Genomic DNA, 13,773 nt, shown 5'->3' on the forward strand with positions numbered 1-13,773 from the left:
CTTAGCCCTATGTAATCTCCCATTTTAACACTGGCATACTGCCGCTCAGCCGCTTTTTATCTCTAAACTTAACGATTAGCTCCCACAATTTTCATCATTTTGTTAAACTCCCTCTATTATCGATAATTGATGACTCTCTCATGAAAAAAGATTCAAACGTAACACTTGTCTATAGTACCGATGTGGGTCGTATCGCACCTGAAAAAGAGGTTCAGGAAGCCCCACAAGGTGATGGTATTGTCAGGATCCATAAAGACAGCAAAGGTCGCAAAGGCAAAGGTGTTTCGGTTATTAAAGGTTTAGCGTTAAGCGAAAAAGAGCTTAAAGCACTAGCGCAAAAATTAAAAAAACAGTGTGGCTGTGGTGGTACGGTTAAAGAGTTTACTATCGAAGTTCAAACCGATAATAGAGAGCAACTTAAAACCTTACTTGAAAAACTTAATTACCAGGTAAAACTTGCCGGTGGTTAAGTTAGTCCTCTGCTAACTTTATCCCCTATGTGGAGCTAAAGATGAACAGTTTACAGAACCATTTGTTAATCGCCATGCCCTCTTTGCAGGATACTTTTTTCGAACGTTCGGTGATCTATCTCTGCGAACATGATGAAAAAGGCGCAATGGGGCTTATGATTAACCGGCCTATCGGCATAGATGTCAACGAGCTTCTAAAACAGATGGAGCTCGATGAAGAGCCTGATCCCATCACCTCTCTTGGCTCTGCGGTGCTTATCGGTGGACCCGTTAACCAAGAGCGGGGCTTTGTACTACATACTCCACAAACAAACTGGAATAATAGCCAAAGTCTTACCGATGAGATTATGCTGACCACCTCCCGAGATGTATTGACCTCTCTAGGAACAGATGCGGCGCCAGAAAACTTTATTGTCACTCTCGGTTACGCAGGTTGGAGTAAAGATCAACTTGAACAGGAGCTCGCTGAAAATACTTGGCTCTCTATTCCTGCGACTAAGGAACTACTGTTCGACATAGGTTTTAACGATAGATGGCAGCAAGCGACCGAATCGCTCGGTTTTGATATCTGGCAGCTCTCTAATCAGAGTGGGCATGCCTAGCTCCTTATTCAGCACAAAAATATTAATCAAACAGGATATGCATAATCTATGAGTTCACAAACTGTCTTAGGCTTCGACTACGGCACTAAGAGTATAGGTATCGCAATAGGACAATCTCTGACAGGAAGTGCCAACCCACTACTTTCAATAAAGGCTGTGGATGGGATACCTAAGTGGGAAGAGATAGGTATGTTGATCGAAGAGTGGAGGCCGGATCTCGTCGTTGTGGGCCTGCCGCTTAATATGGATGGCTCTGAGCAAGAGATGACGCAAAGAGCAAAAAAGTTTGCCAACAGGATAAATGGGCGGTTCGGTGTTAAAGTAGAGACACAAGATGAGCGCTTGACCACTGCTGATGCCAAGACCAGACTCTTTGAGATGGGTGGTTATAAAGCCCTAACCAAAGGCCAAGTTGATGCCATGTCTGCGGTATTGATTGTCGAAAGTTACTTCGAGAGTTTGTACTAAAAGCCATAGCGTGAAGCAGGCCTTAAAAAGGGAGCTAGGCTCCCTTTTTAGTTATATATCTTAAAGGTAAGGCTTAACTAAATTCGCCATCATCTTGATATGTAACTCGTCATCATTCAATGCAGGAATATAGCGGTACTGTTGCCCCCCCGCCTCTTCAAATATAAGCCTGTTCTCTTCGGCGATCTCTTCCAATGTTTCTAAACAATCAGCACTAAATGCCGGGCATACAACTGCGATATCTTTGATATCTTGCCCAGGAAGAGACTCCATAGTTGCATCTGTATAGGGGGTTAGCCATTTTGCTTTACCAAATCTAGACTGGAACGTCGCAATATACTGCTCCTCACTTAAGCCTAACTGCTCGACTACAAGTTTTGTGGTCTGCATGCAGAAACAGTAGTAAGGATCACCAAGGTGCAAGTTTCGTTCAGGCATACCATGGTAGGACAACACGAGTTTTTGAGGTTGACCATTCTTAGCAAAATCACGTTTTATCGATTCAACCAAGGCATGAATAAAATCAGGATGTTGATGATAAGTATTGATAAAGTGCAGTGAAGGAAGGTAGCGCCAGCTAGTTAACTCCTTGGCTATCGCATCAAATACCGAGCCTGTTGTTGGCGCTGCATATTGAGGATAAAGAGGCAGAACCACCATCTTATCCACTCCCTCATTGTGCATACGCTTTAAGGTTTCTGATACCGAAGGGTTACCGTAACGCATACAAAACTCAACACTGATATCTTGCTCACTTTCCAGCTCGCCAGCATTGTCTTTTAAGTAACTCGCGAGTTTTTCAGTCTGCTGGCGAGTTATCTCCATCAGTGGAGAACCCTTATCAGTCCATACCTGCTTGTAAAGTTCAGCAGATTTCGCAGGTCTAATACGCAAGATAATGCCATGTAGAATCAACATCCACACTAACTTTGGGATCTCAACAACCCTTGGGTCTGATAAAAATTCAGCCAAATAGCGCCTAACAGCGGAAGGTGTCGGCTCATCGGGTGTGCCAAGGTTGACCAGCACAACCCCAGTCTTTCCCCGCTTAGTGTGTGCCACGTCTTTCGATAAACCTGAATATTTAGCCAAGTTAGCCTCTTTAAATTTGGTGCAATTACCGAGTATTAAACCATAGTTTGAATCAATATCTTAAGCCATTTGTCGTCAAAAGGTAGACCTAGGACAAACTTCAAAAGATTCCTGTGATTAAGCGCATAAAAAAGGCTCTTGTTTATCACAAGAGCCCTATTGAGCGAGCATAAGAAGATACGTTGTAGCTAAGCTTTGGCTCACTCTACTTAATGGGTTGATGGTTATTTATTTAATCCAGATCTAGCGTTACCCCCTCCATAAACCCTGAGCCACCGGTTTCTGAACTGCGCAGCTTTATCATCAAACGAAGATCGTTTGGTGAATCGGCATGATGCAGAGCATCGGCGTAGCTGATCTCGCCTTCTACATAGAGATTTAACAGCGCCTGATCGAAAGTTTGCATCCCCTGCTCGTTAGACTTCGCCATGGTCTCTTTAAGGGAGTGAAGTTCATTTTTAGCGATAAGGCTGCTCACCCTTGGCGTATTGATCAGGATCTCAATCGCTGCACGTCGCCCTAATCCATCCGCTTTAGGCACAAGTTGCTGCGCCACAATGCCACGCAAGTTCAAAGAGAGATCGAACAAAAGCTGCTGATGCTTACTCTCTGGCACTAAGTTCATAATACGATCCAGTGCTTGGTTAGCATTATTGGCGTGAAGCGTTGCCATACACAAATGACCCGTTTCGGCAAAGGCCAGCGCAAACTCCATCGTCTCTTGGGTTCTAATCTCACCAATTAAGATGACATCGGGCGCTTGTCGCAATGAGCTTTTTAGGGCGGCATCGAACGACTCAGTATCTATGCCCACCTCACGTTGAGTAATAATGCTCTTACGGTGGTCATGAACAAACTCGACAGGATCCTCAATGGTCAAAATATGCCCACGCGCATTGGCGTTACGGTAACCGACCAATGAAGCCAATGAGGTAGACTTACCAGTACCTGTACCACCTACCATAATGATAAGCCCGCGCTTACTCATCACCAGATCTTTTAAGATGGGAGGAAGCTTAAGGTCGTCAGCATCGGGAATATCAGTTTCGATACGACGCATCACGCAACCTGGAGACTCCCTTTGCCAAAATGCACTAACACGAAATCTTCCTAACTCTTTTGCCGCAAAGGCGAAATTACATTCACGTGTGTTATGAAACTCCTCCTTCTGCACATCGGTCATTAGCGATTCAACAAACTCCAATGACTGGGCCGCAGAGAAAGAGTTCTCACCTAGGGGCCTTAACTCGCCATCTATCTTCGCACTGGGTGGAAAGCCTGCCGTAATAAACAGATCCGACGCTTTGCGTTCCACCATAATTTTTAAAAAAGGACGAACGTCCATAGTAAAGCCTTATAATACTGATGTGTATTAGAACGTAGTTTGCTTATTAGCACTCTTATGCTGTGCATCTTCACGGGAGATCTGGCCACGATTGACCAGATTCTGCAGACACTGATCTAACGTCTGCATACCATGAGCCATACCGGTTTGAATTGCTGAATACATCTGCGCTACTTTATCCTCTCGGATAAGGTTTCGAATCGCCGGAGTTCCCATCATAATCTCGTGAGCCGCCACTCGACCACCACCGACCTTCTTAATCAAGGTTTGTGAAATAACCGCCTGAAGAGACTCAGATAACATGGTTCGAACCATCCCCTTCTCCCCTTCAGGGAATACATCAACCACACGGTCAATGGTTTTAGCCGCTGAGGTGGTGTGCAAGGTACCAAAGACTAAGTGACCGGTTTCTGCCGCTGTCATCGCTAAACGTATGGTTTCTAAATCACGCATCTCACCCACAAGAATGACATCTGGATCTTCACGCAGTGCACTTCTCAGTGCGGCGTTAAAGCTGTGAGTGTGGCGATGCACCTCACGCTGGTTAATCAAACATTGCTTATTTTGATGCACGAATTCTATTGGGTCTTCAATAGTAAGAATGTGCTCATGACGATTGTCATTAATATAATCAATCATGGCGGCAAGGGTGGTACTTTTACCAGAACCTGTCGGCCCGGTAACGAGCACTAAACCGCGAGGGAAATCAGATATCTTCTTGAAAATTTCCGGAGCCCCTAATTGCTCAAGACTTAAGATATCACTGGGAATGGTACGAAATACCGCTGCTGCGCCTCTGGACTGGTTATAGGCGTTAACACGAAAACGAGCAAGGTTCGGCACTTCAAAGGAGAAATCTATCTCTAAATGCTCCTCATAATCTTTACGCTGCTTATCATTCATGATGTCATAAACGAGTCCATGCACCCCTTGATGATCTAACGCAGGTAAATTGATCTTTCTGACTTCACCATCAACACGTATCATAGGAGAAACACCTGCAGAGAGGTGTAGATCTGACGCCTTGTGCTTTACACTAAAGGCAAGTAACTCTGTGATTTCCATAATATGGTATATCCATTCAAGCAAAATAATTACATGATGACAACAATAGCAGACAGACTAGCTGACGCCCAGCATCGAATCGTGCAAGCGGCACAATTTTCATCAAGAAATTCCGATGAAATTCAACTACTCGCAGTGAGTAAAACCAAACCTAATACTGATATTATAGCCGCCTATGCAGCTGGACAGAGGCATTTCGGCGAAAACTATGTTCAGGAGGGGGAATCGAAAGTCATTGCATTAAAATCCTCCTGCCCTGAGATCCATTGGCACTTTATCGGCCCGCTACAGTCCAATAAATCTAAGGTAGTCGCCAACCTGTTCGACTGGATGCATACCCTCAGCCGAGAAAAGATTGCTCAACGTTTAAATGAGCAAAGACCTGACTCTCTGCAGCCTCTTAATGTTTGCATTCAGGTAAACATCAGCCAAGAGCAGAGTAAATCTGGCGCGACTGTCGATGAGGTTCACTCTCTGGCTACGAGCATCAGTAAGTTACCTAAACTTAAACTGCGTGGACTGATGGCGATTCCAACAGCAACTCAAGATGTTTTGCTGCAAAAAGCTGAGTTTAAAAAGTTACAGGAGCTCTATTTGAATCTACAAGCAACTTACCCAGATATTGATACCCTCTCGATGGGAATGAGTAACGACCTTGAACAAGCCATTGAACACGGTTCAACTATGGTGCGTATTGGAAGTGCCATTTTTGGTGAGCGTGATACATCCGGTAACTAATATTCACAGCAAGGATATCAGCCACTTTATAAACTTAGCCAAAGTAGTTGTTTTATCCGTAATCGCCCAGATATATGTAATATAAATTTGACCTTATACTAGTCAGCCTTAGCTGAAAAAGAGAAGAGATATGCTTGAGAAAAAGTTGTGCTTTATCGGTGCAGGCAATATGACACGCAGCATTGCAAGTGGTTTAGTTAAAAGTGGCTACACACCATCATTGATCCATGCAACCAATCCCAGCATTGAGAAACTCGATGCGTTACAACGCGATCTTAATATTAAGGTATCCCACGATAATCTCGCTGCAGCCGAAGATGCCGATGTAATTATTTTAAGTGTTAAACCTCACTTTATGCAGGCTGTATGTGAACAGCTTAGTGTTCTCGATTTAAGTCAAAAGCTTATCATCACGATTGCAGCAGGGATCACGGCTAACAGGTATAAAGATTACTTTGCTCAAGAGATAACACTTATCCGCACTATGCCTAACACACCGACTCAGATAGGTGTTGGGATGACAGGCCTATTTGCAGATGGGGATATCTCCCAAGAGCAGAAACGTATCTGTGAACAGCTAATGAAGAGCGGCGGCGAAGTACTTTGGGTAGAAACGGAGGAGGAGCTCAACCAGGTTATCGCTCTGGCTGGCAGCTCTCCTGCCTATTTTTTCCTCTTTATGGAGTCGATGTTAGCAGCAGCTAAAGATTCAGGCTTAGACGAAACGAAAGCACGCTTACTGGTTCAACAAGCCGCTTTAGGCGCAGCGCAGATGGTGATCCAAAACCCTGAGCTGACTACCGCGCAATTAAGAGAAAATGTCACCTCTAAAGGAGGCACAACAGCTCAAGCCATAAATGCCTTTGAATCTGGTAATATTAGAGGACTCGTTAAGCAAGCCATGGATGACTGTGTCGCTCGCGCCCAAGAGATGGCCAAACAGTATTAAGCTTTCACCATCAAATACCGAACAATACAGATTGAAATTACAACATAGAGAATTCAGATGAATGCATTAAGTTTTTTAGTCAGTACCATTTTCGACCTCTACCTGATGGTTGTTATCTTACGCATATGGCTTCAATTAGCCAAAGCCGACTTCTACAACCCATTTAGCCAGTTTATAGTAAAGGCAACTCACCCAATAGTTGCCCCTATGCGCAGAGTACTTCCCTCAATTGGTGCCTTCGATACCGCATCAGTTGTCTTAGCCCTGCTGGTTGTAACGGCAAAATTTGTCGTCTTGAGCCTAATTGCTGGAGCGGCAATCAATATCCCAACCATTTTGCTAATAGCAGTGGTTTCAGTATTTAAGCAAGCGGGTGTACTACTTTTCTGGATGCTTATCATCAGAGCGATTCTAAGCTGGGTAAGCCAAGGCCACAATCCAATAGAGATGGTGATGGGTCAGCTCACTGAGCCACTACTTTCACCTATTCGCCGCATTCTTCCTCCCATGGGTGGATTAGATCTCTCACTACTAATCATGATGATTTTACTAAACTTCATCAACATCTTACTGGCACAATATGTTCCCTTCTGGGCCAATGTTTAATGGCACCAGTTATCAAGCAGCAGGATGACCTGCTGCTTAACCTATATATCCAGCCTAAAGCCAGCCGAGATCAGATAGTCGGCGTTCACGGTGAAGAGCTAAAGATAGCCATAACTGCACCGCCAGTTGATGGCAAAGCGAATGCCCACTTGATCAAATACCTCTCAAAGGCATTTAAAGCTCCCAAAGGAGATATCATCATCCTTAAAGGTGAACAGGGAAGGCATAAACAGGTTAAGGTTATCTCGCCCAAAATCATTCCTGAAAGTGTAGAGTCATTACTTTAGGTAACAGTTATACAATAAGGTGAGTTTCGTACTTTAGAGTCGTTTAGGTATATACTGATAACATGATCAAAGGAGTCCAGCCATGTTAAAAGCCATATTATCCGCACTAATCCTGAGCCTTGCTTTTGTCGGCAATGTTTCAGCAGAACAAAAACAGAAAGTTGGCAATTTTGATATCCACTATGTCGCGTTAAGCAGCACTTTTCTAACGCCTAGCATAGCTAAATCCTATGGAATTAAGCGCAGTAGTTACACCGGCATCATCAATGTCTCAGTTCTAGACACTAGCCAGGAGGGTAACCCTGCTGTCCCTGTCGAGATTTCAGGGGTGGCTAACAACCTATTAGATGCACGCATCGACCTAAAGTTCAGAGAGATCCGTGAAGGTGAGGCTATCTATTATATTGCTGAAGTTCCCTATCGTGATGATCAGGAGATCAACTTCAACATTGCCGTACAATACGCTAAGAAGCTTAATACTCAGCTGAAATTTAAACAAAAGTTCTATGTAGAGTAATATCGATATTAGGCGCTGGGCCCTCTTTAGTCCCAGCGCCCTTAATTCCCCCCTAATCTCTACTATCGTTTCATCTCCTCCTTAGTTATCATTGCGCCCAATAACTCCCTTTCAGTTCAAGGTTACCCATGGATAAGTTCGTACTCGCCAGTGGCAATAAAGGCAAATTAAAAGAGTTTTCAGAGATCTTCTCTGAGTATGGAGTGGAAGTATTTCCCCAGAGCCAGTTTAACGTTGTCGAAGTTCCTGAAACTGGCACGACCTTCGTAGAGAACGCCATCATTAAAGCCCGTCACGCAGCTCAAGTGACAGGCATGGCAGCAATTGCAGATGACTCAGGACTAGAAGTCGACCTGTTAGAGGGAGCACCGGGTATCTACTCAGCTCGCTATGCTGGCGAAGGTGCCGGTGAAAATGACAACTACATCAAATTACTCGATGCTCTTAAAGATAAGCCCCAAGGGCGTACAGCTCGATTTCAGTGCATTTTGGTCTACATGCGCCACGCTAAAGATCCAACTCCAATTATCTGCCAGGCAGCTTGGGAGGGAAAAATTGGTTTCGAAGCTAAAGGGAGTAACGGCCATGGGTATGATCCCATCTTTATTCCAAATGAGCATAGCTGCAGTGCAGCCGAGCTTAGCAGTGAAGAGAAGAACCGTTTAAGCCATAGAGGCAAAGCGATGACACTTTTAATCGACGCGATGCAGAGACAAGGGCTACTCGCTTAATGCTTACCCTTCCTCCATTAAGCTTGTACATCCATATACCTCGGCTTTGTATAGTCAAAAGTACCCTATGTGTTGGAGGTGTTCGCTAATGCTTACCCTCCCTCCATTAAGCTTGTACATTCATATACCTTGGTGTGTGCAGAAATGTCCCTACTGTGACTTTAACTCCCATGGTCAAAATGGTGAGCTCCCTCAGCAGGAGTATGTTGACGCGCTCATCAGTGATCTAGCCCATGATTTACAATATGTTCAGGGCCGAAAGCTACACTCGATCTTTATCGGAGGCGGTACGCCCTCGCTGTTTCATGCTTCCCAAATAGAGAGGTTGCTAACCCATGTATCTCAAGTTATCCCATTTAAAGATGATATTGAGATCACTATGGAGGCCAATCCTGGTACTTTAGAGCATGATGACTTTGAAGCTTACTACCGAGCAGGTGTTACACGTCTCTCTATCGGTGTTCAAAGCTTCTCCAGTGACAAGCTTAATCTACTAGGTAGGATCCATGATGAAGATGAAGCGAAAGTCGCAGCTCAAAAAGCCCTAAGCGTTGGTTACAAAAGTTTTAATCTGGATCTGATGCATGGGTTACCCAATCAAAGCTTTGCTGAAGCGATGGCGGATATAGATACTGCAGCAGCACTCTCCCCCCCACATCTCTCTTGGTATCAGTTAACCATAGAGCAGAGCACCCTATTCCATTCAAGGCCTCCTCAACTACCCGATGATGAGGCGTTATGGGAGATATATGAACAGGGGCAAAAAAAGCTTGCAGCGCTTGGCTATGAACAATATGAGATATCCGCCTATGCAAAACCTGGTTTTCAATGCCGTCATAATATTAACTACTGGCAGTTCGGTGATTACTTAGGCATAGGTTGTGGAGCCCACGGAAAAATAACCATACTCAATGAAGACAAGATAGTCCGAACTGTGAAGATTAAACATCCCAAAGGTTATCTTGCTACCAAGAGTTATAATTTCGAGACCACTGAGGTCGCGAAGGAAGATCGCGCTCTTGAGTATTTAATGAATCGTTTCAGACTTATGTCCCCCATCCCTAAGACTGAATTTGAACAGAGAACAGGCTTATCAAGAGAGGTATTAACCTCTGGTATTCAAAGCGCAAAAGAGAAGCAACTTCTTACTGAAAGTGATGAATATTGGGAACTGACCAGCAGAGGAAAGCTATTTGTAAACGAGCTACTTTCTCAGTTCTGTTAATTCACAAGCTTTCGCTTACTCACCTCCTATTCAAGGGGCTAAAACCACTAAAATTAGCCCCTTGAAACATTTTCTAACACTAAGATCAAAACATTAACGATTAGCTTCTTTAGGATTAGCAGTTGATTTTCATTAATTCTAATAAATAAGACTCAATCATTATGCCAATAAAAACAAAAATAAGCTTAGTAGCCTTAGCATTAACAACATTTATCGGAGGCTGCACCACCTCTTCGACTCCCTCATCTGAGCCTCAACTAGCTGAAAGTGTACAAGTAGTAAGCAGTGAGTCAGAAAAAGCCAACGCGCTATTTGAAACCATATTTATGGACAATGTGATGGCAAGCCCTATCTCTCAAACTCAGCTGGGTATAAAGAAAGACTATGGAAAATGGGATGAGAGAGGGGAAGTCGCGGATGCTAAAGAGCTAGCCCGCACTCAGGCACATCTCAAACAACTTAAGCTGATAGATGTAAGTAAGCTCGATGACCAAACCAGTCTAAGCTATGATCTGCTAAAGCAGAGACTGGAAAACGAGATAGCTAATAATAAATGGCGCTATTACAGCTACCCAGTCAATCAGATGTATGGTGGCCACTCAATGCTGCCCTCATTTTTAATTAACCAACATCAAGTAGGCAGTGTAGAAGACGCTAACGCCTATATCAGCCGTCTAAACGGCATTCCTAAATACTTGCAGCAACTTGAAGACTCCTTAGAGATTCGTGCGCAGCACGGAATTATTGCACCTAAGTTTGTGTTTCCACATGTACTCTCAGACAGCAAAAATATCATCACAGGTGCACCTTTCGATTCAGGTAAAGACAGCGCTCTCTGGGCAGATATAAAACGTAAAGTCGATGGATTAGAGATTGAGAGCAGCAAAAAAAATGCGCTACTAAGAGAAGCTAAGAAAGCTTTAGTCACCCAAGTACAACCTGCATATAAGAAACTTGTCACTTATCTTACTCAACTTGAGACACAGGCAGATACCCGTGATGGAGTCTGGAAGTTCCCTCAAGGTGAAGAGTTCTACAACAATGCACTTGCTCGAACGACTACCACTGATTTAACCGCAGACCAGATCCATCAGCTGGGTCTTGATGAAGTCGCTCGTATCCATAATGAGATGCGTGGGATCATGAAAAAAGTTGGCTTTAAAGGCGATCTACAAGCTTTCTTTAAGTTTATGCGTGAAGATAAGCAGTTTTACTACCCCGCAACCGATGAGGGGCGTGATGCTTACCTGAAAGATGCCACGGCACTTATCGACAACATATCATCGAGACTTGATGAAGTATTTAATGTTAAACCTAAAGCTCCCATGATTGTTAAGCGAGTTGAAGCCTTTAGAGAGAAGTCAGCAGGAAAAGCCTTCTATAACCAACCATCGCCCGATGGCAGCCGTCCTGGTACATACTACGCTAACCTATATGATATGGATGCTATGCCAAAATACCAGATGGAAGCACTAGCCTACCATGAAGGAACCCCAGGGCATCATATGCAGATAGCCATAGCACAAGAGCTTGAAGGGATACCTAAGTTCCGTAAATTTGGTGGTTATACAGCCTATATTGAGGGCTGGGGACTCTACAGTGAATTCTTCCCTAAAGAGATGGGACTTTACTCAGATCCCTACTCAGATTTTGGTCGTCTTGCGATGGAGCTTTGGCGCTCATGTCGTTTAGTGGTAGATACCGGCATACATGCTAAAAAGTGGACCCGTGAGGAGTCCATTAACTACTACGTCAATAATACCCCTAATGCGAAATCAGATGCGGTGAAGATGGTAGAGCGTCATGTTGTCATGCCTTCACAAGCCACAGCCTATAAAGTGGGAATGTTGAAAATACTCGACCTAAGAGCAAAAGCTAAACAATCACTGGGGAAGAAGTTCGATATCCGCGAGTTTCATACCTTAGTCTTGAAAAACGGCCCACTTCCTTTAGATGTTCTCGAAGATCAAGTTAATCTCTGGGTTAGTGAGAAAAAGAAGGTTTAGACAATACAATCCTCTAAATAAAAAAAGCCACAATTAATGTGGCTTTTTTGTCTCTACTGTTAGGGTCAAACTTTCACTTATGCTAGTGAATAGTGAGATTGCAGGGCACAGAGAAACAGGATCCTTGAAGAAAAATACCCCAGTATAAACTGGGGTAAACCAAAACTAGGATGATGGTTTTAAGGCTGACAATTGTTTTAGTTCTACAAACTCAGTCAGCATCAATTCAGGACTGCTATTAAGCGGATCTGTATATATTAAATAAGAGGGGTCATTCTTAGTTAATATATAGGGGTCAAATCATCCTGAACCGATAAAGCCAATTGTATTGAATTAAGAACAAAGTACAAGATAAAAAAATCATCACATTAGTAACCCCTTAATAAGTGGCAGTTCATCAAGTAGAAAAGATAAACTCAACACTCTGTATTAAAACAAATTAATAACATTTAGAGCCTAGACTACTTTAACTGTTCACCATCTAGAACAATGTTTCCATTTTAACCACTAAGCATATCTATTTTCAGAATAACTTATATCCGTATTCTGTAAGTTTAAGCCACAGAAAGCTAAAACTTATCACTAGGCTCTTTGGACAATAAAAAACGCCTTCAGGAGCTATCCTAAAGGCGTTACTTTTGAAGTTTTACAGTGCTAGTTTACTTTCGCTTAGCGTAAAGCTCTGCACATGGCGCATCCCAGTATGGAGGCGAACCTATGTGACCTTTAATAAAGTCGATAAATGCACTCACTTTAGGTGCTAAGTGCTTTCTTCTAGGGTAGACAGCCTGCAGAGGAAGATGATGTGTTAATTGCCAATCTTCAAGAAGAGGAACTAAGGTCCCTTTAGCAATCTCATCCTCAAGCAGATAACTTGCCAGATAAACAACTCCCAAGCCACTCACAGCCGCTGACTTTAACGCAGGAGCATTATCGACTCTAAAGTTACCTGAGACACCTATCTCACAGTAATCATCACCTTGCTTAAATTGCCATACACTATGTTCATGCCACTCGCCTTGATATACCAAACAGTTATGATCCACTAACTGTTCTGGGCGATCCGGTTGACCATGTTTCTCTATATAATCAGGAGAGGCAACTAACAGGAACTGACATTTCATCAAAGGACGGGCAACCATACCTAAAGGTAGCTGCTCAGACATAGTCAGTAGTAGATCTAAACCTTCACTGACAACATCAACTTTATGATCTAATAAGCTAACTTGTAGTTCAAGCTCTGGGTGAGTTGTCATAAACTCTGGTAAAGCGGGGATAATATGCATAGTGCCAAATGACTGGGAGATCCCAACTTTCAACACTCCACGAGTCGCGTCGTTTAGATTATGAACGCTGGCAACAGCTTGATCGGCATCCCTAAGTAACTCTTCACCTTGGGTATAGAGTAACTGACCAGCTTCGGTCAAACTTAAACTGCGAGTTGTTCGTTGAATAAGCTGAACACCCAACTTATGTTCCAGATCTGCAACTTGAGTACTCACTTTAGATTTAGAGATCCCCAATTTTCTTGCTGCGGCACTAAAACTGCCAGCACGAGCAACATGAGTGAAAATTGCGATTGGTTCCAATAGTTCTAACATGTAAATCGCCTTAAGGTGTTTACGACACTATTTAATGCTTTCAACAAGGTTTAAAAATAGAAAAAGGTTAA

General features: G+C 43.4%; 15 protein-coding genes. 11 read left to right on the forward strand and 4 right to left on the reverse strand.

What is annotated here, in order from left to right:
* Positions 1-140: 140 nt before the first annotated feature.
* Genes yciH through ruvX form a run of 3 tightly spaced genes read left to right on the forward strand, consistent with a single transcriptional unit; the run spans position 141 to position 1,540 of the window.
* On the forward strand, positions 141-470 hold the full coding sequence (gene yciH / locus K0625_RS12010; RefSeq protein ID WP_064792008.1) for a stress response translation initiation inhibitor YciH: 330 nt from the start codon (positions 141-143) through the stop codon (positions 468-470).
* 41 nt (positions 471-511) lie between these two features.
* Positions 512-1,072, forward strand: a complete 561-nt coding sequence (locus K0625_RS12015) for a YqgE/AlgH family protein (protein WP_012323975.1) — start codon at positions 512-514, stop codon at positions 1,070-1,072.
* Positions 1,073-1,120: 48 nt separating this feature from the next.
* Positions 1,121-1,540 (forward strand): Holliday junction resolvase RuvX, encoded by a 420-nt coding sequence (gene ruvX / locus K0625_RS12020; protein WP_220109919.1) that lies wholly within the window; start codon positions 1,121-1,123, stop codon positions 1,538-1,540.
* Positions 1,541-1,600: 60 nt separating this feature from the next.
* On the opposite strand, the gene hemH is transcribed toward ruvX, so the two are convergent.
* The 3 genes from hemH to K0625_RS12035 form a co-directional block, all read right to left on the reverse strand.
* Positions 1,601-2,632, reverse strand: coding sequence for a ferrochelatase (hemH, locus tag K0625_RS12025; RefSeq protein ID WP_220109920.1), 1,032 nt, complete (start codon positions 2,630-2,632; stop codon positions 1,601-1,603).
* Positions 2,633-2,864: 232 nt separating this feature from the next.
* The gene (locus K0625_RS12030; RefSeq protein ID WP_220109921.1) at positions 2,865-3,977 is read right to left on the reverse strand and encodes a PilT/PilU family type 4a pilus ATPase; all 1,113 of its coding nucleotides are present in this window, start codon (positions 3,975-3,977) and stop codon (positions 2,865-2,867) included.
* 27 nt (positions 3,978-4,004) lie between these two features.
* Positions 4,005-5,042 (reverse strand): type IV pilus twitching motility protein PilT, encoded by a 1,038-nt coding sequence (locus K0625_RS12035; protein ID WP_012323971.1) that lies wholly within the window; start codon positions 5,040-5,042, stop codon positions 4,005-4,007.
* A gap of 36 nt (positions 5,043-5,078) precedes the next feature.
* Here K0625_RS12035 and K0625_RS12040 point away from each other — a divergent pair, with 36 nt between their 5' ends.
* The 8 genes from K0625_RS12040 to K0625_RS12075 all read left to right on the forward strand — a co-directional run bounded on the left by K0625_RS12040 (position 5,079) and on the right by K0625_RS12075 (position 12,101).
* Positions 5,079-5,780: a YggS family pyridoxal phosphate-dependent enzyme gene (locus K0625_RS12040; RefSeq protein WP_220109986.1), complete on the forward strand. Its 702-nt coding sequence runs from the start codon at positions 5,079-5,081 to the stop codon at positions 5,778-5,780.
* Positions 5,781-5,910: 130 nt separating this feature from the next.
* The gene (proC, locus tag K0625_RS12045) at positions 5,911-6,729 is read left to right on the forward strand and encodes a pyrroline-5-carboxylate reductase (RefSeq protein WP_220109922.1); all 819 of its coding nucleotides are present in this window, start codon (positions 5,911-5,913) and stop codon (positions 6,727-6,729) included.
* 57 nt (positions 6,730-6,786) lie between these two features.
* On the forward strand, positions 6,787-7,335 hold the full coding sequence (locus K0625_RS12050) for a YggT family protein (protein ID WP_012323968.1): 549 nt from the start codon (positions 6,787-6,789) through the stop codon (positions 7,333-7,335).
* Positions 7,335-7,622 (forward strand): DUF167 family protein YggU, encoded by a 288-nt coding sequence (gene yggU, locus K0625_RS12055; protein WP_220109923.1) that lies wholly within the window; start codon positions 7,335-7,337, stop codon positions 7,620-7,622. The genes K0625_RS12050 and yggU overlap by 1 nt, the downstream gene beginning before the upstream one ends.
* Positions 7,623-7,704: 82 nt before the next feature.
* Entirely contained in the window at positions 7,705-8,139 is a 435-nt protein-coding gene (locus K0625_RS12060; RefSeq protein ID WP_220109924.1) for a DUF4426 domain-containing protein, read from the forward strand.
* Between the two features lie 128 nt (positions 8,140-8,267).
* Complete coding sequence (gene rdgB, locus K0625_RS12065; RefSeq protein ID WP_220109925.1) at positions 8,268-8,870, forward strand: RdgB/HAM1 family non-canonical purine NTP pyrophosphatase; 603 nt, start codon at positions 8,268-8,270, stop codon at positions 8,868-8,870.
* A gap of 88 nt (positions 8,871-8,958) precedes the next feature.
* Complete coding sequence (gene hemW, locus K0625_RS12070; protein ID WP_220109926.1) at positions 8,959-10,095, forward strand: radical SAM family heme chaperone HemW; 1,137 nt, start codon at positions 8,959-8,961, stop codon at positions 10,093-10,095.
* 161 nt (positions 10,096-10,256) lie between these two features.
* Positions 10,257-12,101 (forward strand): DUF885 domain-containing protein, encoded by a 1,845-nt coding sequence (locus tag K0625_RS12075; RefSeq protein ID WP_220109927.1) that lies wholly within the window; start codon positions 10,257-10,259, stop codon positions 12,099-12,101.
* A 659-nt stretch (positions 12,102-12,760) separates the two neighbouring features.
* Here the strand turns inward: K0625_RS12075 and K0625_RS12080 are convergent.
* The gene (locus K0625_RS12080; protein ID WP_012323962.1) at positions 12,761-13,702 is read right to left on the reverse strand and encodes a LysR family transcriptional regulator; all 942 of its coding nucleotides are present in this window, start codon (positions 13,700-13,702) and stop codon (positions 12,761-12,763) included.
* Positions 13,703-13,773: the final 71 nt, after the last annotated feature.

This window comes from Shewanella nanhaiensis, from assembly GCF_019457885.1.
GTDB classification, from domain to species: Bacteria; Pseudomonadota; Gammaproteobacteria; order Enterobacterales; family Shewanellaceae; genus Shewanella; species Shewanella nanhaiensis.

Bases quoted from the DNA above. Each gene is read 5' to 3' on its own strand.
- hemW (WP_220109926.1), top strand. From the start codon at position 8,959: ATGCTTACCCTCCCTCCATTAAGCTTGTACATTCATATACCTTGGTGT.
- K0625_RS12040 (WP_220109986.1), top strand. From the start codon at position 5,079: ATGACAACAATAGCAGACAGACTAGCTGACGCCCAGCATCGAATCGTG.
- K0625_RS12030 (WP_220109921.1), bottom strand. From the start codon at position 3,977: ATGGACGTTCGTCCTTTTTTAAAAATTATGGTGGAACGCAAAGCGTCG.
- K0625_RS12060 (WP_220109924.1), top strand. From the start codon at position 7,705: ATGTTAAAAGCCATATTATCCGCACTAATCCTGAGCCTTGCTTTTGTC.
- K0625_RS12080 (WP_012323962.1), bottom strand. From the start codon at position 13,702: ATGTTAGAACTATTGGAACCAATCGCAATTTTCACTCATGTTGCTCGT.
- K0625_RS12050 (WP_012323968.1), top strand. From the start codon at position 6,787: ATGAATGCATTAAGTTTTTTAGTCAGTACCATTTTCGACCTCTACCTG.
- proC (WP_220109922.1), top strand. From the start codon at position 5,911: ATGCTTGAGAAAAAGTTGTGCTTTATCGGTGCAGGCAATATGACACGC.
- K0625_RS12015 (WP_012323975.1), top strand. From the start codon at position 512: ATGAACAGTTTACAGAACCATTTGTTAATCGCCATGCCCTCTTTGCAG.
- rdgB (WP_220109925.1), top strand. From the start codon at position 8,268: ATGGATAAGTTCGTACTCGCCAGTGGCAATAAAGGCAAATTAAAAGAG.
- yggU (WP_220109923.1), top strand. From the start codon at position 7,335: ATGGCACCAGTTATCAAGCAGCAGGATGACCTGCTGCTTAACCTATAT.
- K0625_RS12035 (WP_012323971.1), bottom strand. From the start codon at position 5,042: ATGGAAATCACAGAGTTACTTGCCTTTAGTGTAAAGCACAAGGCGTCA.
- K0625_RS12075 (WP_220109927.1), top strand. From the start codon at position 10,257: ATGCCAATAAAAACAAAAATAAGCTTAGTAGCCTTAGCATTAACAACA.
- ruvX (WP_220109919.1), top strand. From the start codon at position 1,121: ATGAGTTCACAAACTGTCTTAGGCTTCGACTACGGCACTAAGAGTATA.
- yciH (WP_064792008.1), top strand. From the start codon at position 141: ATGAAAAAAGATTCAAACGTAACACTTGTCTATAGTACCGATGTGGGT.